Annotated in this window: 17 protein-coding genes; 15 read left to right on the top strand and 2 right to left on the bottom strand. The window is 64.3% G+C overall.

What is annotated here, in order from left to right:
* The first annotated feature begins 12 nt into the window (after positions 1-12).
* Genes NHH73_16600 through NHH73_16535 form a run of 14 tightly spaced genes read left to right on the top strand, consistent with a single transcriptional unit; the run spans position 13 to position 23295 of the window.
* Positions 13-1443 (top strand): phage tail sheath subtilisin-like domain-containing protein, encoded by a 1431-nt coding sequence (locus NHH73_16600; GenBank protein USX24247.1) that lies wholly within the window; start codon positions 13-15, stop codon positions 1441-1443.
* Positions 1444-1483: 40 nt separating this feature from the next.
* Positions 1484-1921 carry a phage tail protein gene (locus NHH73_16595; protein ID USX24246.1) on the top strand — a complete coding sequence of 146 codons (438 nt, stop codon included), beginning with the start codon at positions 1484-1486 and terminating at the stop codon, positions 1919-1921.
* 13 nt (positions 1922-1934) lie between these two features.
* Positions 1935-2372, top strand: coding sequence for a phage tail protein (locus NHH73_16590; protein ID USX24245.1), 438 nt, complete (start codon positions 1935-1937; stop codon positions 2370-2372).
* A gap of 28 nt (positions 2373-2400) precedes the next feature.
* A complete protein-coding gene (locus tag NHH73_16585) occupies positions 2401-2583 on the top strand; it encodes a DUF5908 family protein (GenBank protein USX24244.1) in 183 nt (60 codons plus the stop codon).
* Positions 2583-3290, top strand: a complete 708-nt coding sequence (locus NHH73_16580) for a hypothetical protein (protein USX24243.1) — start codon at positions 2583-2585, stop codon at positions 3288-3290. The genes NHH73_16585 and NHH73_16580 overlap by 1 nt, the downstream gene beginning before the upstream one ends.
* Complete coding sequence (gene vgrG / locus NHH73_16575) at positions 3287-5053, top strand: type VI secretion system tip protein VgrG (GenBank protein USX24242.1); 1767 nt, start codon at positions 3287-3289, stop codon at positions 5051-5053. The genes NHH73_16580 and vgrG overlap by 4 nt, the downstream gene beginning before the upstream one ends.
* Before the next feature lie 54 nt (positions 5054-5107).
* Positions 5108-5350: a PAAR domain-containing protein gene (locus tag NHH73_16570; protein ID USX24241.1), complete on the top strand. Its 243-nt coding sequence runs from the start codon at positions 5108-5110 to the stop codon at positions 5348-5350.
* Positions 5351-5352: 2 nt separating this feature from the next.
* Positions 5353-5787: a GPW/gp25 family protein gene (locus tag NHH73_16565; protein USX24240.1), complete on the top strand. Its 435-nt coding sequence runs from the start codon at positions 5353-5355 to the stop codon at positions 5785-5787.
* A gap of 12 nt (positions 5788-5799) precedes the next feature.
* Positions 5800-9477 carry a hypothetical protein gene (locus NHH73_16560; GenBank protein USX24239.1) on the top strand — a complete coding sequence of 1226 codons (3678 nt, stop codon included), beginning with the start codon at positions 5800-5802 and terminating at the stop codon, positions 9475-9477.
* Positions 9474-13322, top strand: a complete 3849-nt coding sequence (locus NHH73_16555; GenBank protein USX24238.1) for a hypothetical protein — start codon at positions 9474-9476, stop codon at positions 13320-13322. The genes NHH73_16560 and NHH73_16555 overlap by 4 nt, the downstream gene beginning before the upstream one ends.
* 42 nt (positions 13323-13364) lie before the next feature.
* Complete coding sequence (locus tag NHH73_16550; GenBank protein USX24237.1) at positions 13365-17237, top strand: hypothetical protein; 3873 nt, start codon at positions 13365-13367, stop codon at positions 17235-17237.
* A 6-nt stretch (positions 17238-17243) separates the two neighbouring features.
* The gene (locus tag NHH73_16545; protein USX24236.1) at positions 17244-18698 is read left to right on the top strand and encodes a contractile injection system tape measure protein; all 1455 of its coding nucleotides are present in this window, start codon (positions 17244-17246) and stop codon (positions 18696-18698) included.
* Between the two features lies 1 nt (position 18699).
* On the top strand, positions 18700-21963 hold the full coding sequence (locus tag NHH73_16540) for a DUF4157 domain-containing protein (protein ID USX24235.1): 3264 nt from the start codon (positions 18700-18702) through the stop codon (positions 21961-21963).
* 12 nt (positions 21964-21975) lie between these two features.
* The gene (locus tag NHH73_16535) at positions 21976-23295 is read left to right on the top strand and encodes an ATP-binding protein (GenBank protein USX24234.1); all 1320 of its coding nucleotides are present in this window, start codon (positions 21976-21978) and stop codon (positions 23293-23295) included.
* A gap of 12 nt (positions 23296-23307) precedes the next feature.
* Here the strand turns inward: NHH73_16535 and cadR are convergent, their stop codons facing one another.
* Positions 23308-23700, bottom strand: a complete 393-nt coding sequence (cadR, locus tag NHH73_16530) for a Cd(II)/Pb(II)-responsive transcriptional regulator (GenBank protein ID USX29639.1) — start codon at positions 23698-23700, stop codon at positions 23308-23310.
* Between the two features lie 77 nt (positions 23701-23777).
* On the opposite strand from cadR, the gene NHH73_16525 reads away from it, so the two are divergent.
* Positions 23778-24470, top strand: a complete 693-nt coding sequence (locus NHH73_16525) for a cation transporter (GenBank protein USX24233.1) — start codon at positions 23778-23780, stop codon at positions 24468-24470.
* 116 nt (positions 24471-24586) lie between these two features.
* On the opposite strand, the gene NHH73_16520 is transcribed toward NHH73_16525, so the two are convergent.
* A complete protein-coding gene (locus NHH73_16520) occupies positions 24587-26029 on the bottom strand; it encodes a polysaccharide lyase (GenBank protein USX24232.1) in 1443 nt (480 codons plus the stop codon).
* Positions 26030-26359 lie beyond the last annotated feature (330 nt).

The raw sequence follows: 26359 nt of genomic DNA, 5'->3' as shown, positions 1-26359 counted from the left end.
AGAGGTGTAGAGATGGCACAGGTGTACAAGACTCCCGGCGTCTATATCGAGGAAATACCGAAGTTCCCGCCGATTATCTCGGCGGTCGACACGGCCATTCCCGCCTTTATCGGCTATACCCAAAAGCTCGACGGCGCCGCGCTCAACACGCCGCTGCGCATCACCTCGATGGTCGAGTTCGAGCAGCATTTCGGCCTGCCGCAGAAGGAGAAGGAGATCGCCGTCAAGGCGACCAAGACCAAGGATCCCGCCGGCAACGTGACCGGGCAGAAGTTCACCGCCACGCTCGATCCGACCAAGCGTTCCAAGTACTTGCTGTACTACGCGATGCAGATGTTCTTCGCCAACGGCGGCGGCGCGTGCTATATCGTCTCGGTCGGCATCCACGCGGAGACCTCCGACATCAAGGAGACCGATCTGGCGGCCGGGCTGCTCGCGCTGGAGATCGTCGACGAGCCGACCTTGATCGTCTTCCCGGAGGCGCAGGCGATGGGCCTCGCCGATTTCTGCACCATCAACGAGGCGGCGCTGGCGCAGTGCGCCAAGTTGAAGGACCGTTTCGTCATCATGGATGTCCACGGTGAGGATGCCCAGCCCGGGCCGGGCGACCCGCACGCCAAGATCGACACGATCGTCGGCAAGTTCAGGGACAAGCTAGGCGTCAACAACTTGAAGTATGGCGCCGCCTACGCGCCCAATCTGGACACGGTGCTCGACATGGCATACGACGAGGCGACCACCCTGGTGGACTACTACGACACGCTGGACGCGGCGGCCACCACGCAAAAGGCGCTGGACAAGCTCCCCGAAAAGAACAGCCAGATCTACGAAAGCGCCAAGGCGGCGATCCGCGATATGCCCTGCGTGCTGCCGCCCAGTTCCACGATGGCCGGCATTTACGCCGCCGTCGACGCCTCGCGCGGCGTATGGAAGGCGCCGGCCAACGTCAGCGTGACGGCGGTCTTCAAGCCCAGTATCGAATTCACCAACGCCACCCAGGAGCTGCTCAACGACGATCCGGTGGCCGGCAAATCGGTCAACGCCATCCGCCCGTTCACCGGCAAGGGCACCTTGGTGTGGGGCGCGCGCACGCTGGCCGGCAACGACGCCGAATGGCGATACATCAATGTGCGGCGGCTGTTCATCTTCATCGAGGAGTCGTGCAACAAGGCCTGCGCCAACTTCGTCTTCGAGCCGAACGACGCCAATACATGGGTGCGGGTGCAGGCGATGATCGAGAACTTCCTCACGGTGGTGTGGCGCCAGGGCGCGCTGCAGGGCGCCAAGCCCGATCACGCCTTCTACGTGGCGGTGGGCCTGAACAAAACCATGACGGCGCAGGACCTGCTGGAGGGCCGCATGATCGTCGAAGTGGGCCTGGCGGCGGTGCGGCCGGCCGAATTCATCATCCTGCGCTTCTCGCACAAGCTGGCGCAATCCTGATCCGGGGTTTTCATCCACCGTACAAGTGAAGGAGTAGGTCATGGCACAAGAATATCCCATCCCCCGTTTCCACTTCCAGGTCGACTGGGGTGGCGCCAAGATCAGTTTCACCGAGGTGACCGGGCTGGTGATGGAGCGCGAGAAGATCGAGTACCGTCACAGCGACAGCAAGGACTTCAACAAGATCGCCATGCCGGGGATGGCCAAGAACGGCAACATCACCCTCAAGCGCGGCAAGTTCGAGGCCGATTTCGACTACAACAAGTGGATGGACGAGGTGTCCAACGAGCGCTCGGAGGGGCGGCGCGACGTCATCATCCGGTTGCTCAACGAGAAGCACCTGCCGGTGGCGGCATGGTCGGCCACGCGCTGCTTCCCGGTCAAGATCAGTGCCCCGGACCTGAAGTCGGACGCCAACGAGACCGCGATCGAGACGCTGGAAATCGCCCACGAGGGATTGAAGCTGATGAAGATCTGAGCCGGCGGCGGACATGAGCGACTACTATCCGCCGTGGAGCTTTTACTACCGGGTCGAATTCGGTGCCAGCAAGAGCAAGAACGACGTCCGTTTCCAGACGGTGTCGGGATTGAGCGTCGAATACGACATGGAGGAGTACAAGGAGGGCGGCGAGAACCGGTTCAGCCACAAGCTGCCGGGCCGCACCAAGTACGCCGACCTGGTGCTCAAGCGCGGCATGCTGACCGATTCCGCGCTGATCGCCTGGTTCATGGACGCCTTCCGCGACCGGGTGTTCGAGCCGACCGATGTCAACGTCATCCTGATGAACGAGGCGGGCGATCCGCTGCGCACGTGGAAGATCGTGCAGGCGATACCGAAGAAGTGGTCCGTCAGCGATTTCAACTCGGGCGAGAACACGGTGGTCATCGAGACGATGGAGCTGTCCTACCGTTACTTCAATATCCAGTAGCCATGTACAGGCGTAGATTGGGACCGTCATGCCGATAGAGATCAGGGAGCTGCACATCAAGGTGGCCGTCACCGCCGGCGCGGGCGCGGGAGGGGGCGCCGCGCCGGCCGGCGGCGCCGCCGACACGTCCGGAGACCAGGCGCAGCAAGCCATCGTCGCCCAATGCGTCGAGCAAGTGCTGCGCATACTGCAAAACAAAATGGAGCGCTGATGGCAGCCCAGGGCAAACTTGAGAAGATGCTGATACTGGCCTTCGAGACATCGGCGGCCGCCGAAACCGGCGGCAAGCTCGATGCCAAGGGCAGCTTCGAGGCGTTGATCAATCCGGAAACGTACACGCTGCAATACAAGGTCAAGACCGCCGAAGGGCAGGGCCAGGGCAGCAGCGGCGCGCAGCAGAAGTTCGCTTACACGATGCCGGAGGAGCTGGAGTTCGAGTTTTTGTTCGACAGCACCGGCATCATCGACGGCAAGCCAAACAAGGACGGTGTATTCGACCAGGTGGACGCCTTCCGCAAGCTGCTGACCGAGTACCGCCCCGATTCGCATGAACCGTTCCACCTCAAGCTGGTGTGGGGGAACCTGATCTTCAAGGGACGGGCGATCGAGCTGGCCATCACCTACAAGCTGTTTAATCCGGACGGGCAGCCGATCCGCGCGCTGGCCAAGACCAAGTTCAAAGGCAGCATCGAGGAACAGAAGCGCATCGCCAAGGAGGACCGCCGTTCGCCCGACCTGACACATATCCGCACCGTGCGCGCCGGCGACCGGCTGCCGCTGATGTGCTTCAGGGTCTATGGCGACCCGCGCCACTATCTGGACGTCGCGCGCGTCAACGGGCTGTCGGACTTTCGCGCGCTGGTGCCGGGCCAGGAGTTGGTGTTTCCGCCTTTGAGCAAGAACGGAGCGGTGCGATGAACGACGGCGGCGTCATCCCCGGCACCGAAAAGGCCGACGTCTGCACCTTCGCCGTGATCGTGGAGGGAACCGACGTGGCGGGCCAGTTCCATGTGCTGAACGTGGAGGTCACCCGCGAGTTGAACCGCATACCGACCGCGATGATCGAGTTGAAAGATGGCGATGCCGCGCAGGCGACTTTTCCCGCCAGTGAGGCCGAGCATTTCATCCCCGGTAAAAAAATCGAGATCAAGCTCGGTTATCAGGCCAAGAACGAGACGGTGTTCAAAGGTGTGATCGTGAGGCATAGCATCCGCGTGCGCAAGAATTCCAGCCAGCTGATTATCGATTGCCGCGACGAGGCGGTAAAAATGAGCACGGAGCCGGCTACGCGCCACTTCGCGGCACGGAGCGACAGCGAAATCATCGAACAGCTGGTCGGCGCCCACGGTCTGCAACACGAAGTCGAGTCGACCGGCGCGGCGCTGGAGGAATCGGTGCAGTTCCAGGCCAGCGATTGGGACTACATGCTGTGCCGCGCGGAAGCCAACGGCATGGTGGTGCTGGCCGACGACGGCAAGATCAAGGTGATGCGTCCGTCCACCACCGCGGCCGAGGCGCTGAGCGTGCGTTTCGGCGCGAGCCTGATAGAGCTGGACGCGGAGATCGACGCCCGCTCGCAGAGCCGGGCCGTCAACGCCAGCAGCTGGAGCGCGGCCGACCAGAAGCTGTTGGTGGCCGAGGCCAGCGAAGGCAAGGCCGGTTCCAGCGGCAACCTGGAACCGGCCGACCTGGCCAAGGTGGCGGCGGGTAAAGCGCTGCTGCTGCGCCATGGCGGCGGACTGGCTCAAGGCGAGTTGCAGGCCTGGGCCGACGCACAGCTGCAGCGCGAGCGCCTGGCCAAGGTGCGCGGGCGGGCGCGCTGCCAGGGACTGGCGGCCATCAAACCGGGCGATGTGATGGCGTTGAACGGCGTCGGCCAGCGCTTTGCCGGCAAACTGTATGTGTCCGGCGTGCGCCACAGCGTCAGCGGCGGCAACTGGGAGACCGACGTGCAGTTCGGCCTTGAATCGAAGCAGTTCGCGGCCCTGGCCGACTTGCGGCCCTTGCCGGCGGCCGGCCTGCTGCCGGCCGTCAGCGGCTTGCAGATCGGCGTGGTCACCGCGCTGGAAGGCGATCCGGCGCACGAGGAGCGCATCGCGGTGCGGCTGCCGTTCGCGGACAACGTGACCGAAGGCGTATGGAGCAGGATCGCCTGCCTGGACGCCGGCAAGGAGCGCGGCAGCTTCTTCCGGCCGGAGGTCGGCGACGAGGTGATCGTCGGTTTCCTGGACGCCGATCCGCGCCACCCGGTGGTGCTGGGCATGTGCCACAGCAGCGCCAAGCCGGCGCCGGAAGCGCTGGCGGACAAGAACGATTTGAAGGGCTACGTCAGCCGCGCCAAGCTGCGCATGCTGTTCGACGACGACAAGAAGCGCGCGCTGCTGGAGACCCCCGCCGGCAACCGGGTCACCTTGTCGGACGACGCCAAGGGCATCGTTATCGAGGACCAGAATGGCAACAAGATCACGCTCGACGACAGCGGCGTGAAGGTCGAGAGCAGCAAGGACATGGTGTTCAAGGCGGCGAAGGACATCAAGTTCGAGGGCGTCAACATAGAACTGAAAGCCAGCGCCGGATTCAAGGCCGCCGGCACGGCCACCGCCGAAGTATCGGGTGCCAGCACCACCTTGAAGGGCAGTGCCACCGCCGTGATACAGGGCGGCATGGTGCAGATTAACTAGTCGGACCAGCCATAAAGGGAGAACGGCATGCTGCCAGCGGCAAGGATCAGCGACATGATAGTCAGTCCCGCCACCAGCGGTGCGCCCGCGCCGATCATTCCGCCGGGCGCGCCGACGGTGCTGATCATGGGGATGCCGGCCGCGCGCATGGGCGACAGCTGCGGTGCGGACGTCATCATCAAGGGCTCGGCGACGGTGATGATAGGCGGCGTGCCGGCGGCGCGGCTGGCCGACCTGACGGCGGGCGGCGGCACCGTCATCGGTCCCGGGGCGGCCACCGTGTTGATCGGAGGTTGAGCATGCGACGCGAATATCTGGGCCGTGGCTGGTCATTTCCGCCCACCTTCAGCCGCGCGCGTGGCGGGGTGGAGATGCTGGAGGACGAAGCCGACATCGCCTCCAGCCTGGAGGTGCTGCTGACCACCGCGCTGGGCGAGCGCACCATGCTGCCGCAATACGGATGCAATCTGGATGAACTGGTGTTCGAGAGTCTCGATACGCGGATGAAAACGCTGATGGCCGACAAGGTGGAGACGGCGATCCTTTACTTTGAATCGCGCATCGAGGTCGAACAGGTCGTGTTGGACGACAGCCGCCAGCTGGAAGGCGTGATCCTGATCGAAGTGGTGTACCGCGTCAAGGCCACCAACTCGCGCTTTAATTTCGTCTTCCCGTTCTACAAACTGGAAGGCACCGACATCAACCTCACCACCTCGGTGAACCTTTTGCCATAGCGCGGGTATCCGATGCCGCTCAACGATTGCACGCATAACACCGATCCGTTCAAGCTGGTACGGGAAGGGTGTAGCCAGACGCAGCGCCGGGTGGCGGCGCTGTCGCCGGACTACGCGCCTGTCGATCAGCGCGAGCCCGCGCACCGGATGATATTCGCCCGCGCCTATGCCGCGTACCTGCGCTTCTTCAACGACAAGAACCAGCCGGATGGCGATTGGCGGGACTTCTTCAGCAACGATGTCTCGGTGCAGCTGGCCGTGGCGGCGGTGCAAGACGTGGACGGCTACAAGTCGGCGATCAAGGCCGCTTTCGATTTCCTCGATACCCTCGACAACGATGCCGATGAAGCCGGCCTGCGGCTGCGTCTCGGGCAGTTGTTCGGCAGCGCCGCCACCTTGGCCGCCCGGTTGGACCAGCTATCGCAAGGCCTGCCGGCCGAACTGCCGCTTAAATCATTGTTACAGAACCTGATCGCCAGACAGTTGGCGCCTGCGTTGAAGACGCTGCTGCTGTACCACCGCGACGGCATGGTGGCCGCCGGTCCACCAGCCGGTCCTTACCTGGCCGACGCGCCGCCATCGCTGGACATCCTCGGCGCGGCGCTCACGCTGCCGCAGGCGCTGCTGGATAGCGCGCATCCGCTGTCCGCCGACTGGATCGTCGACGACGCCGCGACCGACTGGCCCCAGTATCTGCTCAACCTCGGCAATCCGGCGCTGTATCCGGAAACCGGCATTTACGGCAGCGGGGCGACGCTATTCGCCCGGGTCAATCACATCGCCACGCATAATCTGTTTACGTCCATTTTCGACCGGCTGTTGAAGGTTTATGCGCGCGCGGTCGCTGCGGCTGGTGTCGCGCTTGAAGAGAGCTTCACCGTGCGCGACACCCATGAGCCGCATTACGGCTTGTTCCTGGCTTTCCTCCGCCTGTACGAAAGAGTGCGCGCCGAGTCGAATACCTTGACAGCCCGGCATATGGACTTCTACTACCGCGAGGTCCTTCGCCTGAAAGAGAAGGGCGCGCAACCGGGCCATGTTCATTTGCTGGGGGAATTGGCGAAGCAGGTGCCGGCGCATCTCCTGGCGGAAGGTACGCTGGTCAAAGCGGGCAAGGACGCACGGGGCAAGGAGGCGCTGTTCGAACTGACGCGGTCGACGGTCCTCAACCAGGCCGCCATCGCGTCGCTGCAAACGCTGTACCGGCACGATGCCGAGAAGGTGGCCGGCGGCGCCGTTCATGACGCCGGCCGGCTCTACGCCTCGCCGGTGGCGAATTCCAGCGATGGCCTGGGCGCGGCGCTGCCCGCCGACGAGCCGTCCTGGCATCCGTTCCATAACAAACGCTACGCCAACGGCACGTTGGCGCGGATCGACATGCCGCCGGCGACCATCGGGTTCGCCGTGGCATCGCACTACCTGCTGCTGTCCGAGGGCACGCGCGACATCGAGATCGCCTTGCAGCTCGAAGGCGCCGCACCGGCCGGCGACATGGCCGCCGACGTGGTCTGCCTGCTGACGACCGAACAAGGCTGGCTTGAGAAGTCGCCGGCGCACTTGCAATTCGCCGGCGGCGTGCTGCGCCTGACGTTGCGGGCCGACGGCGCCGACCCGGCCATCGTCGCCTGGTCGGAAAAGGTGCACGGTGGCCGTTTCGGCGTCGGCCTGCCGGTGATGCAGGTGCTGCTGCGGCAGCGTCCAAATGCCGGCTATGCCTATGGACGCTTGCAGGATTTGATGGTGCGCAGCTGCCAGGTCGGCGTGCAGGTGAAGGGAATCAAAGCGCTCAGCGTCTCCAACGACTTCGGTCCCGTCGATACCTCCAAGCCGTTCCAGCCCTTCGGCGCGCAGCCGGTGCAAGGCAGCGCGTTGATCATCGGCGCGCGCGAGATCTTCCAGAAGAAGCTGACTAGTGCAGTGATCCAGGCGCTGTGGCAGGACGAGCCGCTGCGGCCCTATCCGCTGACGCCCATGCCGACCATGAGCATCGCTTTCCTCAATGGCGGACAGTGGTTGAACAGCGGGATCGCGCCCGTGGCGGTGGGCGCCACGCAAATCGCGCTGACCTCCGGCCTTACCTTGCCGGTGATCGACGCACCTGACCCGCCCGAGCCACAGTTTTACGACAACACTTCGCGTCAGGGATACCTGCGGCTGTCGCTGGACACGGGATTCGGACAAGACGCCTATCAGGCGGCTTTGGTCACCTTTTTGCACCAGAAGCCCGGCGAGGGCACCAACCCCGGCGCGCCGCCGGTCGGGCCTTTGATGAAAGCCATCTCGATCGACTACAGCGCCAGCCAGATCATCGCGCTCGATAGCACGGATGCCGCAGCCTACGCCAAACGCCAGGCGCGCTTTTTCCACGTCGGACCGTTTGGACAGGCGGAGCAGCATCCGCTGCGCAACAGCGCGCACAAGGTGGCGATGCTGCCCCGGTTCGCGTTCCAGAAGGCCGATTCCGGCACGGAAAGCGCGGCGGAGTTCTACATCGGCGTCGCCGCGCTCAAGCCGCCGCAAAACCTGTCCTTGTTGATGGAAGTGGCGCCGGGCACCGCCGATCCGCTGTCGTCCAAGCCAAACCAGCACATCGCCTGGAGCTATTTGCGTGATAACGAATGGGTGGCCTTTGCCGACAACGATGTGGGCGACGGCACGGCTGGACTGCTCAACTCCGGCATCGTCACGCTGGCAATGCCGGCCGACGCCACCGCCACCAACACCTTGCTGGCTCCGGGCCTGCACTGGATACGGCTGGCGGTGCAGCGCAAGGTCGATGCGGCCTGCCGCCTGTTGCTGGTGGCGGCGCAGGCGGTGGAGGCACGCTTCACCGATCGCGATAACGATCCGGCCTTCGCCGCGACCACCTTGCCGGCCGGCGTGGCGACCAAGCTGGCGGCGCCTGATCCCGCCGTCAAGCAGCTTGCCCAGCCGTTCGCCAGCTTCGGCGGGCGCGGCGCCGAAGCGCCTGGCGATTTCCAGACGCGGGTCAGCGAGCGGCTGCGGCACAAGGACCGCGCCATCGCGCTGTGGGATTACGAACATCTGTTGCTGGAAGCCTTCCCGCAGATCCACAAGGTAAAGTGCCTGAACCACACCCGGTACGAGCCGGACGACGGCGTCGGCATCTACCGCGAGCTCGCGCCAGGCCACGTCACCGTCGTTACGATACCGAGCCAGTTGTCGCAGAATCTGCGTGACCCGCTGAGGCCCAACACCAGCCTCGATCTGCTGCAGAAGATAGAAGGCTTCCTGCGCCAGCGCAGCGGGTGCTTTGTGCGGCTGCACGTCCGCAACCCGAAATTCGAGGAGGTGCGGCTGGCATTCAAGCTGCGGCTCCACGGCGGCTACGACGAGTCCTACCACGTCAAGCTGCTGCGCGAGGAGATCACCCGTTTTCTGTCGCCGTGGGCGTACGCGGACGGCGCCAGCCCCACCTTCGGCGGAAAGGTCTACAAATCCGTGCTGATCAACTTCGTCGAGGAACGGCCGTACGTCGACTATGTCACCGACTTCCAGCTGTTCCATGACATCGACGGCGATCAGGGCATGGTCGATCTGGCGGAGGTAAGCGGCTCGCTGGCTGTGTCGATACTGGTTTCGGTGCCGGCGGTGAAGCACTCGGTCACCGTGCTGCATCCACAGGATCAGGCGGGAGCCGCCGAACATTGCCCCTGCGAGGCGTCATGAACGTCGAATCCTCCAAGGTCCCGGTCACGATTCCGGCACAGCCGGTGCTCACTCCCGCTGCCGATTTCTACGCGCTGCGGCGCGAAGGGATAGAGTTCATCGAACAGATGTCCAGCGCCGCGTGGACCGATTACAACGCCCACGATCCCGGCATCACGATCCTGGAGCAGCTATGCTACCTGCTGACGGAGCTGGCGTACCGGCACGGCTGGGACATCAAGGATCTGCTGATGTCCGCCACGCCCGCGGCCGACCCCGCGCATCCCTATCCCTATCAATCCTTTTTCACCGCGCGGGAGATTTTAACCGTCAATCCGGTCACGCCCGACGATTACCGCCGCCTGCTGATTGGCCTCGGCCCGGTGCGCAACGCCTGGGTGTTCTGCAAGCAGTGCGCATGCGACGTGGTCTATTACAGCTATTGTGAGCTGAATCAGCAGATTTACAGCTACGCCAGCCCGCCGAAGACGGCCACCGCTCAACAACGCATCGATGTGCGTGGGCTTTACGAGGTGCTGCTGGAACTGGAGGCGGACCCGGAGTCGGGCGATCTGAATGACGCAAAAGTGGAACTGGAAGCCAGCGTCAATGGCGCCGATGGCAAACCGCATGAGCTGCTGCTGGAGCTTCGCTTTCCGAATTGGGAGCTGGCGCACCCGGTCGACTGGCAAGCGTTCATGGAACCCGGCGCCGCAGTTGGCGTGAAGCTGCTGTCAATCGGGGCCACCAGGACGTACGACGTGATGAGCGATCCGGTTCTGGACGACGCGGGCCGCGACCGTTATCTGCGCCAGCACTGGAACGGCGTCTTCTACCTGGCGTTCGAGGTGGAACTGGCGGGCGCGTTGAAGGTGGCGATACGCGGCGTCGCGCTCCACCTGTTCGGAGACAATCCGACGCGCGCCGCCACCACCGTCGCCGCGCTGCGCATCCTGCTGCAAGCGCCGGGTTCCGGAGGCGCCATTCCGCGCTACCGTGAAAAAGCGCGCAAAACATGGCAGGCGGTGGACCACAGCCGCGACACGCTGGCCGCCAGCCGCAATCTGGACGAAGACTGGTGCCGCATCGGCACCGTCAAGATCGAGGACGTCGCGGTTTGCGCCGACATCGAGGTGGCGCCAGGCGCAGATATCGAGCTGGTGCAAGCCCAGGCCTGGTTCCGCATCGAGCAGTATTTCAACCCGCCGGTGCGGCATTACAGCCTTCGCGAAATGCTCGACAGCGGCGTGCCGGTGGAGGAGATCTTCAACGGCCCGATGCCGGAGGGCGGCTTCCTGAAACAGGACGAACTGGCCGCCTCCGGCTTGAAGACGGTGCTGCGCAACTCGGACCTGATCAATCTCTTGATGGACATCGAGGGCGTGGTGGCGATCGGCAGCCTGCTCATGTCGAAGTATGACGCCGAGGGCGAGTTGGTCAAGGGCGCGGCCGATCCCACCATCACCGGCGGCGCGCTACTGTTCGATCCGGCCAAAGGCAGCGCGGCGTGGCAGCTGTATATGAGTCCACTGCACCAGCCACGGTTGTACTTCCGCCGCTCGCGCTTTCTGTTCATGAAAAACGGCTTGCCGTTCCGTCCCCGCATGGACGAAGCGGCCGACACGTTGACGCAGCTGCAGGGCGAGGCGGAGCGCGGCAAGATCAAAAACGCGCCGCTGGACCTGGCCGTGCCATCGGGGACATTCCGCCGGCCGAACAGCTACCATCCGCTGCAATACGGTTTTCCGGACACCTACGGCATTGGGCCGGCCGGTTTGTCGGCCAATGCGTCGTCGTTACGCAAGGCGCAGGCGCGCCAGTTGCAGGCGTACCTGATGGTGTTCGAGCAGTTGCTGGCCAACGCGGGCGAACAGTTGTCCCATGTCGCCGACTTGTTCTCGCTCGATCCGAAACAGACGCGCAGCTACTTTGCCCGCGAGCTCGATGCAACGGTGATCGCGGCCTACGGCGACGTGGTGCAGGGCCTGACGCCGGCGAAGCTGAACGCGATGACCGAGACCCAGACCGAGTTCCAGCAGCGGCGCAACCGCTTCCTGGACCATCTGCTGGCACGCTTCGGCGAGAACTTCGCCGAGTATGCGCTGTTGCTGACCAACGCACGCGGCGTGCAAACCGGCATGCAGCGGCTGATCGACGACAAGATCGGCTTCCTCGACGGCTACCCGCGCATCAGCCGCGACCGCGGGCGCGCCTTCGACTACTCCCGGCAGCCGTGCGCGCCGGAGAACGTGGCCGGTATCAAGCTGCGTGTCAGCCTGTTGCTGGGTTACCCGGAGCTGGCGTTCGCATGGACCATGTCGGCGCTGGGCAGCGTCGGCGGCTACGCGCTGCGGGACCGGCACGAGCGGGTCTGGCTGGAAGGGACCTTTGCCGCGCCGATCACCGCCAGCGATGACGACGCGGCCCGCCAACTGGCCTACGACACCGTCATCGCGCGTCTGAGCCAGCCGGAGGCCTACCACCTTGTCGGCCAGGGCGGCAAGTTCCGCCTGAAGGTCAGGGACAAGGATGGCGCGGCGATGGGAGCCGGTGCCGAGGCATACGACACGCTGGCCGCCGTCCGTGAGCTGATGGAGGAATTGCTGTCCTGGAGCGCGAACTATCGCGGCATCGTCGTCGAGCACCTGCTGCTGCGGCCCAAATTCCCCGGTGACGCGCTGATCGCCCCGTGTTCCGACGCCGGCTGCACCGCTTGCGACGACGCCGATCCGTATTCGTTCCGTCTAAGCTTCGTCATGCCGGGATGGACCGCGCCGTTCAACGACAACCTCGATCTGCGCGGCTTCGCCGACCGCACGATACAGCAGGAGCTGCCGTCGCACTTGCTGGCCAAGGTTTGCTGGGTGGTCAACGACGGTTTTATCGTCAATCCCTGCGAACCGGTGGTGGGCGACGTGGCCGAATTACTGCAAGCCGAAGGCCTGACCAACGATGGCAAACGCTCCGGCGGAGTCGCGGCCTGCGCGTGCGCCGAGGCGTTGTACGAGGGTTTTTCCGCAATCTTCAACAGCTGGTATGCGGACAAGACGCTATGGTACTGGCAGCCGGACGCCCTGGAATCCGCCTTGGTCAACGCCTTCGCGAGCAAGCCGGAAGCTTCCGACTTCGCCTGCACCACGGTGCTGGAGGAAGCGCTGTTCGCGAAGGTGAAGAACCTGATGCTGGCGCATTTCAAGGAAGTGGTGTTGAACGGCTGGCAGTTCGAACGGTTCGAGAACGCCTGGTGCGCCTGGCTGCAGGCAAACGCGCCGTTCGACTGGACCACGGAGCGGGTGCAGGCGAGGGTGCAGGCGATCCTTGCCGAAGGACTGGAGGGACCGGTGGAGGGCGGCGAGGCGGCGCTTTGCCGGTGCGCCGCTGGCATCGTGCTCCCATGGGGCCTGGCGTTCGACGCCTGGATCGAGGCGAATATGATTGCCGGCAGGGCGCCCGCCGAGTTCACGGCATTTACGCCGCAGCCGGTGCAACCGTGTCCCGGCATGACCTTCAAGGCAGATACGGCGTCGCGGGTGGAGGATTTGCTGCGCGCCCGCTATGCGGCTTACACCGAGGTGTCGTACCGCCTGCGCATCGTGCTGGCGTTGCTGGCCAAGCTGCGCAACACCTACCCTGGCGCCACGCTGCACGACTGCGACGATGGCAGCGACCTGAATCCGGTGCGGCTGGGGAGCACGGCGCTGGGCCGGCAACCGCGCCGCACGGCGACGGCGCAACCCGAGGTGGAGATCGAGCCCGCTCCCGCTCCCGTTCCCGTTCCAGTTCCAGCGCCGGCGCCCACCGAACTGGCAGCACCGGCCGAGAACCCGCTGCGCAAGCGGGCCAAGGCCTCGAAACCGAAAAAATAGGCAGGTCAACTCATACGTCACTTTTGAAAGACGGTGCTGAACATGAAAGCTGTCCAAGATACTTATCCCGTTTTCGAGGCCAATCAGGTGTTGTCGAACCTGCACCTGAACCAGTTGTTCGACTATCTTGGCGAGCAGGAACGGCTGACGCGCGCCAATCTGATCGGCATCGGCATCGCCTGCGGGCTGACGCTCAAGCTGGACGACGCCACCACCACCGTGCATCTGGCTCCCGGCTGCGGCATCACCACCGAAGGCTATCTGGTTGTGGAAGCCGATCCGTTGGCGCTGACGTCCTATCGCGAGTACACGCTGCCGCTCGACATCGACTACCCGCTGTTCCGTGACAAGGGCCAGCCGGGAAAGCCCGCGTACCCGATGTGGGAGTTGTTCCCGGCGGGCGAACCCGAAGTCACGGCCCTGAACTCTCCGGCGGACTTCCTGACCAACAAAGCGGTGCTGCTGTTCGTCGAATTGAAGAAGGAAGGACTGCGCAATTGCAGCCCGAACGACTGCAACGACCGCGGATCGCAATTGGTGGTGACGGTGCGGCGCCTGTTGATCACCGCCACGGACCTGGACAAAATCATCGCCGAGGGCGCGGCGGAGGGCAGTGGCCTGACCACGGCCGACCTGGAGGCGCGCATGCTGACGCGCCTCAATCTGCCCGATATCCGGCTGCCGCGCTATGACGTGCCCAATAGCGCCCCCACCACGACGGAACACGTGCTGTCCGCTTTCCGCGCAGTTTTCCACGACGCGAAACTGGCGAAGAGCATCGGTGCAGCGTTGAGCGCCGCCTACGAGGCGTTCAAGCCGCTGCTGCAGGAGCAGCATCCGGCCGATCCGTTCGGCGGCTTCAACGCCAAGCTGGGTTTTCTCGATGACGCCTACGGAAATCCATCGCAGATCGCCTTCCTCCAATATTATTACGACCTGTTCGACGATCTTTTGCGCGCCTACGACGAGATGCGCTGGAAGGGCGTGGAGCTGTTGTGCGCCTGCGTGCCCTCCGAACTGCTGTTCCCGCGCCACCTGATGCTGGGCGTGGCGCGCGCCGACGGCATCAACGGCGGGCTGTATCGCAATGGCTTTCAACCCGCCTGCGCCGGCGATCTGCTGCGCGACGAGTTCCTGATATTGTTCGACCGTCTGGTGGGCATGCTGGCGAGCTTTACGCACCAGCCGGCGCTGCCCAAGCAGGACACCTCGACGCCACTGGACAAGCAAATCCGCATCACGCCAAGTTTCCTCGGCGCCGGCGCGATCGAAGACAAGGCGCTGCCATATTATTATGCGTTGAACGGCACGCCGCCGCTGCACCAGTTGTGGAGTCCCGCGCGCAGCCGGCGCCTGCGCGCCAATCAAACGCTTGGCTATCGCAGTAGCGAATACGTGCCGGCCGCGCCGGTGTTCGTCACGGACCCGCTGCGCTTCGACCTGGAGCCGCACAACTTCCTGCGCATCGAGGGCCATCTGGGCAAACAGTACCAGCCGGTCGTCAACACGCTGCTGACGTTGAGAACCCGCTATCGCCTGCCGATCGAAGTGGTGGCACTGCGGACCGGGGCCTTCGACGAGAGCGTGCCGTTGGCCGACAAGGACAGCGCCCGCTTCTCCGACCTGGAAACCTTGTTCGACGTGCTACGCGAGGACGTGCTGACCACGCTGACAGAAGGCATACGCGCGATGTACGACGTCGCCGCCGACACCGCGCTGCCGGCGGGCGCCCCCAAACATTTTCTGCTCAAGCAGCGCGCGCCGCAATTCACCTTCGACGCCAACACCGTCGGCGCCTGGTACGAAAAATACCTGGCCGGATTCATGGCGCGACCGTATATCGAGGTCGATCAGGACCAGATCGACCTGAACGCGATCCTGATGCTGTTTTGCGCGATCTTCACCGGTACCACCGGGCTGGCGCCCAAGTTCTTTGCGCATGCGGTGTCGATCTACTACATGACCAAACTGGCGCAGACGCTGCCGGCCAGCCTGGACGCGCTGGCCTTCGCCGACTTCGAGAACAAGTGCGAGGATTTGCTCGCGCTGACGCATCACTTCCGCGACCAGGAGACGGACAGCGTCACCGATGACCTCAAGCAGTTCGTCCCGCAGGAGGCGCTGATCGATCATTTCGACCAAGTGCTGTACGGTTGCAATCTGGAGCCGATGCGAGCGTTGAACGACGAGTTTTTGCGTCGGATGCGCGAACTCAAACAGCAGCAGGTGCTGGCCTATTTCCTGCAAAAGCACCCCGGCATCCAGCACAAGGCGGGCGTGCCGTTGGGCGGAACGTTCATCTTGGTGTATCACGAGGACGGGCCGCAGCAGAATCAAAACGGCAGTGCATCGAACTTTCTGGTCGCCGCGCCGGTGACGCCGGGCCGCCGCACCGGAAGGCTGCCAGCGCGCGCCGATGCCGTCAAACGCGCCGTCGAGCGCCTCGGCAGCGACAGCCGTTATGCCGGAGACACCGATTTCCAGATCCTGCTCAGCACTCTCGCCGGCGACGGTGCCGCCGCCGGCTTCCCCACCCTGAACCTGACGGCATTGGAAAGCGATCCGATTACCGAGCTGGCGAACGAACTACCCAACGGCACGGTGATCGCCGACTTCTTCCTGCCGTACCGCTGCGGCGGCGAGGGCGGCATCCAGTACGTGCTGCCGCTGCCGCCGCTCGGCCTGAGCGTGGCGCTGGGCTGCACCGATGAACAGGGCAACGCGGCGGCGACCTTGACGCCGGAGGGCGGCATGCAGCCGGTCAGCTACCAGCTTGACGGCCAGCCGTTCAAAAAACTGGTCGGACCGCTCACGCTCGGCGTCGGCGACCACACGATCTCCATCCGCGACAGCGCCGGCGCCGAATCGGCGCAGCAGCAAGTGACGGTGCCGTCGACGCTCAGGCTGGGCAAGGAGAGCTACGTCGAAGACATGTCGGCCAAGACCTACCAGGTCAGCGTGCCGATCTCCGGCGGCGTGATGCCATACGCCAGCGATACGGGCGCCATCAATATCAACACCTATCTCAGCAAGCCGGTGGCCGGCGGCGAGAAGGTCAAGGTGGTGGTGCGCGACAGCGCCGGATGCGAAACGAGCAAGGAATACCAGCACGAGGTCAAGCCGCAGTGCGACCTGCCTTGCAAAGGCATCGCCCAGCGCGGCGGCTACCGTTTCTGGTTGCCGGACGAGGATGCGGCGCGTCCGTTCAAAACCTTCGGCATGGAAGTGGCGGCGTTCCGCTTCGAGTTCAAGCCGGGCGAGATGGTCGACCTGCGCGAGGGTGTCGAGGAGATCCTGTCCAACACCTCGGCCGATGACCTGAACGCCGGCTACGACAAGACCGTGCGCAAGTGGATCACCAAGATCAATGAGCTGGTGGCATCGGCCATCGGCACCAAGGATTGGCTGATACTCGAATACGACACCAAGAGCGCCGGCATGCCGGTGTTGTGGATCGAAGCGTTCGAGTGCCTCGATTTCGACATCCGCATCGACCCGTTCTACCAGCGTCCCGGATCGCCGGAGGGCAGTATGCGCTTCGCCTACGATCCCTCGGCCACCACCATCCATATCAACGAGAGCGACCAGGTGGTGCCGGCGTTTAACGTCAGCCATATCGACAAGTGCGATCCCAAGCGGCCGCGCACCGAGGTATGCAAGAAGCTGGATTTGCAGCTGAAGATCAGCGCCAAATTGGCGCGCGAGGGGATCATCCTCGATGTCACCGCGACCGGCGCCGACCAGCCGGTGCTTTACACCTGGGAGGTGCAGGACTGCGATCCGCCGCTGGTGCCTGGCAAAACCGCGACGGTACGGATGCTTGCGCGCTCGCCGTTCACCAAGGGCATCCGCCTGTGCGCCTACACCAAGGATGGCTGCATGATGCTGGCGGCCAGCCAGATCAACGTGGGATAAGCCGTCATGCGCCCGGTCCTTCCCCACACCATCCAGTCGCAGACCTTCCAGGTCGAGGTGTCCGGCAGCGAGGCCGATGGGATGGCGTTGCAGCGGCAGCTGGCGGCGCTGTCGTCGTCGCTGATGCCGGTGATCGAGCAGGCGCTGGACCGCTACGCGCCGGAGCATGGCGTTCTGCGCATCGACAGGCTGGAAGTGGACGCCGGCCGGGTCGCCCTCGAGCGGCTGGACGGGGAGCTGCCGGCGCTGTTGCGGCGAGGCCTGGAGGAGGCGCTCAGCGCCAGGATAGCTTCGGCGCCGGACGGCGAAGACCCGGTGCGGCACGTCGGTATGACGCAGGCGATGGACGAGGCGCTATCGTATTTTCTGCGCTACGCCACCTTGCCCGCCAGCGTACATCTGCCGCCATCGCAGGATTTCGAGCAGATGCTGCTGGAAGGGTGGCGTGGCGCCAGCGCTTCGTCCGGCGAGGCCCGCTTGTCGGCCAGCGTCGCCGGCACGGCCGCGGGATTGCCGTCGGTTCCGCCATCGCTCATGGCGACGCTGCGTTCGGCCGGCGCGCTCGATCGCCTGGGACGGCAGTTTTCGCCGACCTTCCAGCAAGTGCTGGTGGCGCGCCTGACGCCGGTGCTGGCGCCGACCTTGCAGTCGGCGTTGCAGTATCTGCGCACGCAGGAGCAGGGCGCCATGCTCGCGGTGGCCGAACGCCTGCTGTGCCGCGCGGCGCTCGAACTGGCGCTGGACGACCGCACCACCGTCGACGCTTTGCCCGTGCAGGAGGCGCTGTGGCGCGGTTTGCCGGAGCGCGCGGGCCGCGCCGCCTTGTCCGTGGTCCGCCAAACCCACGTCGAGAAACGGCCTGTCGCCGTGCTGCTGAAGAATGGCGCGCCTGGGGCCGATGCCCTGCGCGACGCCGGCGTTCCAGCGTCGCCCGCCATCCGCGACGGCGCCGCACATCCCGACAGCGCGCACGGCATCTATATCGACAACGCCGGGCTGGTGTTGCTGCATCCCTTCCTGCCCGCGCTGTTCGAGGAGCTGGGCCTGGCGCGCGACGGACAGCTGGTGCAGCCGGAGCGCGCGCTGGCGTTGATGCATTTCCTGGCCAGCGGCCAGCCGCAGGCGCCGGAATACGCGCTGGCGTTACCCAAGTTGCTCTGCCAGCTTCCGCTGACGGCCAATATCGAGCCCGGCGTGGTGCTGCACGCGGCCGAACGGGCGGAAGCCGATGTGCTGCTGAAAGCGGTGATCGGCCACTGGAGTGCGTTGCGCGACACCTCGCCGGACGGCCTGCGCGGCGCCTTCCTGCTGCGTCCCGGCAAGCTTAGCGAGCGCGGCGGCGAGTGGTTGCTGCAGGTGGAGCGGCAAACCGCCGATATCCTGCTGGGAGACCTGCCATGGGGCTATTCGGCGATCCGCCTGCCCTGGATGGCCGGCATCCTGTGGGTGGAGTGGAACTAGCATGGCCGCGACCGCCGAAAAATCCACCACCACCACGCCCGCGACCGCGCACAGGACGGGTTCGGGCGGGGGCGGCGGCGCTTTCTTTGCGCCCAAGCCGGCGGTGGTCAAGGTGCAGCCCAAGCTGAGCGTCAACCAGCCCGGCGACAGCTTCGAGCGCGAAGCGGACCGCATGGCCGATCATGTCATGCAGGCACCAGTGGTGTCGGGCTGGGCCGGGGCGGAGAGCTCGAGCTGGGCCGGGCCGGGCGGCGGCGGCATCGTTCCCTTGGAGGAAAGACGCTGGGACAAGGCGCCGCTGATGCGCAAGGAGACCGGCGCCGCGCCCAGCGTGGACAACGCGACGCAGTCCGCCCTGAGCGGCAGCATGAGCGGCGGCAAACCATTGTCCGGCGACGTGCGCGGCTTCATGGAGCCGCGTTTCGGCGCCGACTTCGGCAAAGTGCGCGTGCATGACGACAAGCAGGCGGCCAGCCTCAGCAACCGCTTGAGCGCGCGCGCCTTCACCTACGGCAACCACGTCTACTTTGGCGACGGCCAGTACCAGCCGGGCAGCGGCGACGGCAAGCGCCTGCTCGCGCACGAGCTGACCCATACGATGCAGCAGGGCGGCGCGGTGCGGCGCAGCCCGCTGGTATCGACATCGACCGCCACCCCGGCCATCCAGCGCCTGGGCGTGGCGGACGCGCTCAAGTATTTTGCCGATCATGCCAACCACATCCCCGGTTTCAGGCTGCTGACCATCGTGCTGGGATTCAATCCGATCAGCATGAAAAGCGTCGACCGCAGCGCCAGCAACATCCTGCGCGCGCTGGTCGAGGTCGTGCCCGGCGGCGGGCTGGTGTCGCAGGCGCTCGACAACCATGGCGTCTTCACGCGCGCCGGCGCCTGGGTCGAGCAGAAACTGGCCGCGCTGGGCGACATCGGCGCCGATATCGTCGCCGGCCTGGCCGCCTTCATCGACAGCCTGAGCTGGAGCGACATCTTCGACCTTGGCGGCGTGTGGGACCGGGCGGTGGCCATTTTCACCAACCCGGTCTCGCGCCTGATCGCCTTCGGCGCCGGCGTGGTGGTGGAATTGCTGGCCATCGTGCGCGAGGTGGTGCTGCGTCCGCTGGCGGCGCTGGCCGAGGGCACCGCCGGTTACGATCTGTTGAAGGCGGTGCTGGGCCAGGACCCGGTGACGGGCGAAAAGGTGCAGCGCTCGCCGGCGCTGCTGATCGGCGGCTTCATGAAGCTGATCGGCCAGGAAGAGGTGTGGCAAAACATCCAGAAGGGCAACGCCGTGGCGCGCGCCTGGGCCTGGTTCGAGGGCGCGCTGTCCGGCCGGATGGGCTTTGTCAGCGCCATTCCCGGACAAATCCTCGATACCCTCAGCAGCATCACGTGGGAGGATGTGCTGACGATTACGGGATTGTTCCGCAAGGTCGGCCGGGCTTTCCTCAACGTCGCGGGCCAGTTCTTCAGCTGGGCCGGCGCCCAGGTGATCACCTTGCTGGAGATTATCTTCTCCGTGGTCGCGCCGGGCGCGGTGCCGTACATCAAGAAGGCGCAAGGCGCTTTCCGCTCGATTATCCAGAATCCAATCGGCTTCGTCGGCAACCTGGTGCGCGCGGGCAAGCTCGGCTTCCAGATGTTCGCCGCCAATTTCGGCGAGCACTTGAAAAACGCGCTGATCAAATGGCTGGTGGGGCCGCTGGCGGCAGCCGGCGTCTACATGCCCAAGGCGTTCACCTTGGTCGAGGTGCTCAAGCTGATCCAGTCGGTGCTGGGGCTAACGTGGCAGAACATCCGCGTCAAGCTGCTCAAGATCATTCCGGAACCGGTGCTGGTATTGCTGGAGAAGACCGCCTCGGTGCTGGTCACCCTGGTGCGCGACGGTCCGGCCGCCGCCTGGCAAGAGATCAAGAACGAGCTTAACGAGTTGAAGGAAACTATGATCGCCAAGGTGATCGAGATGGTGACCACGCAGATCGTGCAGGCCGCCGTGACCAAGCTGGTGATGATGATGAATCCGGCCGGCGCGGTGATCCAGGCCATCATTGCGATCTACAACACGATCACGGTGTTTGTTCAGAAAATCAGCGAGATCGGCGCGGTGGTGGCGGCCTTCATCGATTCGATCGCGGCCATCGCCTCCGGCCAGATCGCCGGCGCCGGCAAAAAGGTGGAGTCGACCTTGGCCAAGGGCTTGAATGTGGTGATCCCGTTCCTGGCCAAGTTCGCCGGCCTCGGCGCCATCCCCGACAAATTGGTGGCGCTGCTCAAGAAGATCCGCGCGCCGATCGACAAGGGCATGGACAAGATCGTCGCCTGGCTGGGCGCGCTGCTCGCCAAACTGGGCGCGCAGGCCAAGCGGCTGCTGAACTGGTGGACCAAGAAGAAACCGATCGCTGGCGACGACAAGCCGCATACGCTAACGTTCCAGGGCAAAGGCAGGGGTGCCAAGCTGGTGGTGCGGTCGGAGCCGATGCTGCCGTCGGCCTTCCTTAACGATGCGGCCAAGCGCGCCAGTGTCACTGGCAAGAAGCGCACCGATGCCGTGGCAACGGTGAAGACCGACGAGGCGGCGATCAAGGTCGTGCAGGACCAATTGGCCCAGTTCGACGACACGGACAACACCAAGAAATCGGCGGGAAAATCCGCAGACAAGGCCGACGCGCTGATGACCGACCTCGATACCAAGCTCACCGGCATGAGCGTGTTCATCGGCTCGACACTGTCCGAATGGAAGGTAGGCGATCCCTTCGTCGGGGATGCCATCAAGCTGCCGCGGGGCAAATTCAGCGTCGAGCAAAAGACCGCTATTGCCGAAGCCCACGGCGACAACAAGGATCTGCAAAAGGACAGTTATGGCCGGCTGATCAACATGAAGGCGAGCAAGAGCTTGGCGCGCCGGCACGTGATCTCCTCGTATGACATGTCGCGGCACTATGTGCAGCAGTTGAATGGCGAGAAGAAAAAGGTTTCACAGGGAAAAATGCTGCTGGAGCAGCGGGCTTCGATCGCCGACGCCCGCGTGGAGGTTGCCGGCTTGACGGTGGCCGCGCTGCAGGAGGCGGCAACCAAGCGCTACGCGACCTTCTTCGGCTATCTGCGCAATATGTTCATCGGCGACAGCCGCGAAAACAGCATGCTGCAGGAAAACATCGATCCGATGCACCCGGACATGGTGGGCAAGCCCAAAAAACTCGACGCGCACATTCGCCACGTCAAGCGCGCCTGGGCGATGGATGCTTCGATCGAAATATCGGGTCTGGAATAGCGGAAGGGGTATATGTCGGCGGTCAATCTTCAAACGTCACTGCGCTACCTGCGCGCCATCATCGTCGCCCGCTTGAGAGACGCGCCGCCGGCGGAACTGGAGCGCACGGTCAACGACACGGCGTGGCTCGACGACGGCTCGCCGTTTGCGCTATTCATCGAACAGCACAAGCCCGGTTTCGAGGAATACATCGTGCTGCTGCTGTCGCTGGCCCCGAATGTGCATCCAACCTTTCTCAACGACACGGTGGCCGCCTGCCTGCCCGAGGGCGGGGATTTGCCCGCGTTCGGCGGTGTGCGGGCGGGCGGCCACCGCGGCGTGATCCCGACCGGAGAAACCGCACAGTTCATCCTGGCCGGCGACGATCTGGTCAGTCGCCTGCAAGTGCAGCGGATGCTGGGCGGGGAGCACTGGTTCTCCCGCAAACACATCCTCGCGCTGGAGCCGGTGGGGCCGGGCGAGCCGGCCATGAGCGGCCGCCTGATCCTGGCGCCTGAGGTGCTGGAATTGCTGACCATCGGCGAGGTCAGCAAGCCGCGCTTCAGCAGCGAATTTCCGGCCGAGTTGCAGGCGACGGAGATGGATTGGGACGACCTGGTGCTCAATCCCGACACCCGGCGGCAGATCCGCGAGATCGAGCATTGGACCGTGCACAAGGATACCTTGCTGCGCGACTGGGGCATGGGCCGCAAGATGAAGCCCGGCTACCGCGCGTTGTTCTACGGTCCGCCGGGCACCGGCAAGACGCTCACGGCGACGTTGCTGGGCAAGCAGACCGGGTTGGACGTGTACCGCATCGACCTGTCGAGGGTGGTATCCAAATTCATCGGCGAAACGGAGAAAAATCTCGCCAACCTGTTCGACAAGGCCGAGAACAAGCAGTGGATTCTGTTCTTCGACGAAGCCGACGCGCTGTTCGGCAAGCGCACCGATATCCGGGACGCGCACGACAAGTATGCCAACCAGGAAGTGGCGTATTTGCTACAGCGTATCGAAAGCTATAGCGGGCTGGTGATCCTCGCCACGAATCAGCGCGGCAATATCGACGACGCCTTCGTGCGGCGGTTTCAATCGATTATCCATTTCCCGATGCCCGGGGCGGCCGAACGGGAGGCGATCTGGCGCAAGACCATGCCGCCGCAAATGACGCTGGCCGAGGACGTGCTATGGCCGGCGGTGGCGGCCAATCACGAAGTCAGCGGCGCCAATATCCTCAATATTTGCCATCATTGCGCATTGCAGGTATTGGCCTGCGGCGCGCGCGAACTCGATTCCGCCACCCTGGAAGCGGCCATCATGCGCGAATATGTCAAGGAAGGCAGGGTGGTGTAAGCGCTGCTTGTCCTAGTGCTTGCCCAGGCACTGCAAGATCGCGCAATCCTTGGCCGTCTGCTCCTCGGTGCAACGCCCGCGCAGCGCCACCAACTGGCGCTCGAGATCCATCAACTGCGCGATGCGCTCCGCCACCTCGACGATATGCCTGTCGAGCAGCGCATTGACCTCGCCACAACGCTGTTCCGGATGGTCGCGAAAGGTAAGCAGGTTGCGAATCTCGTCCAATGCCATGTCCAGCGAGCGGCAATGCCGGATGAATCGCAACCGCTCCAGATGCGCGCCGCGATAAAGACGGTAGTTTGCGCCGGAGCGCGCCGGCGCGGGAAGCAGCCCCTGGCGCTCGTAATAGCGGATCGCCTCGACCGTATAGCCGGTTTGGGCGGCCAGTTCACCGATTTTCAGTTCGTCCCGTTGCATACGCTTGACCTTGTAGTGACTTCAGGGTTTCTAATGGCGACTATACAGGGAAAGGAATGCTCATGTCTGATTGTTGTTCGGGAGGTTGCGCGCCGGGGAAGCCGGTAGTCGATCCGCGTTATCGTCGCATCTTGTGGATCGCGCTGGTGGTCAATACGCTGATGTTCGGCGTGGAGCTGGCCGGGGGGCTGGCCGGCAATTCCGTCGCGCTGCTGGCCGACGCCGTCGATTTTCTCGGCGACGCCGGCAACTACGCGCTGTCCTTGCTGGTGCTGGGATCGACGGTGATGTGGCGCTCGCGCACGGCGCTGTTCAAGGGCGCGACGATGGGGGCGTACGGGGTCTTCGTGCTGGGCAAGGCGGCCTGGCATATGGTGTCGGGCCCGGTGCCAGAGCCGGTGATGATGGGGAGCATAGGCTTCGCCGCGCTGATCGCCAACGGCACGGTCGCCTTGCTGCTGTACGCCTACCGCGACGGTGATGCAAATATGCGCTCGGTGTGGCTGTGCACGCGCAACGACGCGATCGGCAACGTCGCCGTCATGCTGGCGGCGCTGGGCGTGTTCGGCACGCAAAGCGGCTGGCCTGATATCGGCGTCGCGCTCATCATGGGCTGCCTTGCGCTGAGCGCCGCGCGCCAGGTCATCAAGCAGGCGAGGGCGGAGATGTCCAAAAGCCGGGAAACAAAAGCACCGGCGGAAACGGCACAACGCCCGGAAACGATGAAAATATCTGAAATACGTAGGGCGGATTAGGCGGAACGCCGTAATCCGCCAATGCATGAGCCGTCGAGACGCCTGCGTTGGCGGATTACGCTTCGCTAATCCGCCCTACGTGGTTTAGATTGGTTCAGGCTGGTGTGGCCAAGCGCTCAGTTCAACTTGCCCGCGCCGGCCTTTGCCGGCACCGCAGTCTGCGCCGTCGCCGCCGTCTGCAACGTGTACGCATACGGCGGCGTCCACAGGTTGGCGGCGCTTGGCTGCGCAAACCCGCACTGCCCGTCAATCGCACTGGTGCCCGAGCGGTCGCTGTTGAAAATATGTCCCGACGAGCGGAAACCAAGGAAGCTCTTTCCCTTGATGACCTTGCCGCAGAAATCCTCCACCTTCAATCCCTCGACGGTGTAGTAGTTATTCTGCAGCAGCATGTTCGACTGGTAGCGCGCATCGCTGCCGCCCTCGAACTTAATGTCCGGGTTCTTGGTCGTGGTGCTGCCGGTAACGACGTTGTTGAACATGTGTACCTGGCCGAACCGGTTCAACGGCAACCGCGTGGTCGCGCCATTCCACCAGTTGCCCGAGAACGTCACGTGCAGGCGGCCCGAGTCGCTCCAGGCGCGGCCGGAATCGCCATTGCCCACCAGCGTGGTCTTGTGGTGTTTGCTGAACAGGCTGTTGGCGATGGTGACGTAATCGCTGCCGCGCACCACGTCGAGCGCGCCGTCGTGGCGGGTTTTGTAGGTGCCGGTGGCCATCGAATCGGGCGTGTCGCCGTCGCTGACGGTCAGGTGATCGATGTACACATTCTGCGCGCGCCCCAGCGTGATGCCGTCGGCGTAGGCGTTGGCCGAGTCCTCGGGGTTGACGTCCCACGGCGTGTCCAGCGCCAGGTTGCGGACGATGACGTTGCGAGTCCAGGTCGGATAGTCCTCGCCGTCCTTGCCGTCGGCGATCCATTTCTTGAAGTCCGATTCCGGATCGCCGCCCGGCGCCAGCGCCAGCTCGCCGCCGATCAGCAGCGCGGTGCCGGTGATGCGCGCCGGACGGCCCTGCGCATCGTTGATGCCCACCAGGGTGGTATTCGACGGCAGGCTGATCGAGCCGCCGAACTTCTGGTCCGAATAGCTGGTGTACTCACGGAAGACGGTATTGTTCTGGCTCCAGCGCAGATCGATATGGCCGATCACGCGGATGATCTTGGGCTCGTTGCCGGCCTGCTGGATGGCGGCGATCAGTTGCTGGCCGTTGTAGACGGTATAGACGCGGTTGGCGCTGGCCGAACCGCCGCCGGTCACCACCACATTGCCCTTGCGCGACCAGGCGTGCCAGCCGGCGGCCGGCGCGCTCTGGCGTTCGAAGGTGAGTACGCCGCCGGTCGGGTCGGCCGACGCGAACTGCCATGTTGGCAGCTTGGGCGCGGCCATGTAGCTGGCGGGATCGTGCTGGCCGTTCACCAGCACCGGAGCCGAATAATTGCGGACGCCGTACTGGGCGGTTTGCAGCGGCGTGCTGGCGCCGACCAGGGTGGCGGCGTCGATAGCGGCTTGCGCGGAAGTGGCCAGCAGGACGCTGGCGGCGAGGACGGTGAGTTTCATGCGTGTCTCCAATGTGGAAGTAACGTGCGGCGTGCGTTCTTTGGTGAACGCTTCGTTTTCTGCTCGCGCTACGATCCGTACCCGCGTGGGGACGCCTTGCCTGAGGCAATGCGAAATCGAAACTGGGGGGTACGGACAAACATTCAGCATCCGGACGGCGATGGCTGAAACAGGCACCTTGCGTACCTGTCGCCGTTGCGAGGAGGGCGGTGGGCCGAGTTCGCGCAGGTCAAGGAACCGGCGCCGGCGAACCCTGATGGGCGCGTATCGGCGTCGATGAATGAATACTAATCCTGAAGAAAGAAATATGCAATATTGGATTTATGTCAT

Source organism: Oxalobacteraceae bacterium OTU3CINTB1, from assembly GCA_024123955.1.
Classification (GTDB): Bacteria; Pseudomonadota; Gammaproteobacteria; order Burkholderiales; family Burkholderiaceae_D; genus Rugamonas.
The sequence above is the reverse complement of the archived record's forward strand: the minus strand, read 5'-3'. Positions and strand labels throughout refer to the sequence as shown.

Bases quoted from the DNA above. Each gene is read 5' to 3' on its own strand.
- NHH73_16550 (USX24237.1), top strand. From the start codon at position 13,365: ATGAAAGCTGTCCAAGATACTTATCCCGTTTTCGAGGCCAATCAGGTG.
- NHH73_16540 (USX24235.1), top strand. From the start codon at position 18,700: ATGGCCGCGACCGCCGAAAAATCCACCACCACCACGCCCGCGACCGCG.
- NHH73_16555 (USX24238.1), top strand. From the start codon at position 9,474: ATGAACGTCGAATCCTCCAAGGTCCCGGTCACGATTCCGGCACAGCCG.
- NHH73_16545 (USX24236.1), top strand. From the start codon at position 17,244: ATGCGCCCGGTCCTTCCCCACACCATCCAGTCGCAGACCTTCCAGGTC.
- vgrG (USX24242.1), top strand. From the start codon at position 3,287: ATGAACGACGGCGGCGTCATCCCCGGCACCGAAAAGGCCGACGTCTGC.
- NHH73_16600 (USX24247.1), top strand. From the start codon at position 13: ATGGCACAGGTGTACAAGACTCCCGGCGTCTATATCGAGGAAATACCG.
- NHH73_16570 (USX24241.1), top strand. From the start codon at position 5,108: ATGATAGTCAGTCCCGCCACCAGCGGTGCGCCCGCGCCGATCATTCCG.
- NHH73_16595 (USX24246.1), top strand. From the start codon at position 1,484: ATGGCACAAGAATATCCCATCCCCCGTTTCCACTTCCAGGTCGACTGG.
- NHH73_16585 (USX24244.1), top strand. From the start codon at position 2,401: ATGCCGATAGAGATCAGGGAGCTGCACATCAAGGTGGCCGTCACCGCC.
- NHH73_16580 (USX24243.1), top strand. From the start codon at position 2,583: ATGGCAGCCCAGGGCAAACTTGAGAAGATGCTGATACTGGCCTTCGAG.
- NHH73_16560 (USX24239.1), top strand. From the start codon at position 5,800: ATGCCGCTCAACGATTGCACGCATAACACCGATCCGTTCAAGCTGGTA.
- NHH73_16535 (USX24234.1), top strand. From the start codon at position 21,976: ATGTCGGCGGTCAATCTTCAAACGTCACTGCGCTACCTGCGCGCCATC.
- NHH73_16590 (USX24245.1), top strand. From the start codon at position 1,935: ATGAGCGACTACTATCCGCCGTGGAGCTTTTACTACCGGGTCGAATTC.
- NHH73_16520 (USX24232.1), bottom strand. From the start codon at position 26,029: ATGAAACTCACCGTCCTCGCCGCCAGCGTCCTGCTGGCCACTTCCGCG.
- NHH73_16525 (USX24233.1), top strand. From the start codon at position 23,778: ATGTCTGATTGTTGTTCGGGAGGTTGCGCGCCGGGGAAGCCGGTAGTC.
- NHH73_16565 (USX24240.1), top strand. From the start codon at position 5,353: ATGCGACGCGAATATCTGGGCCGTGGCTGGTCATTTCCGCCCACCTTC.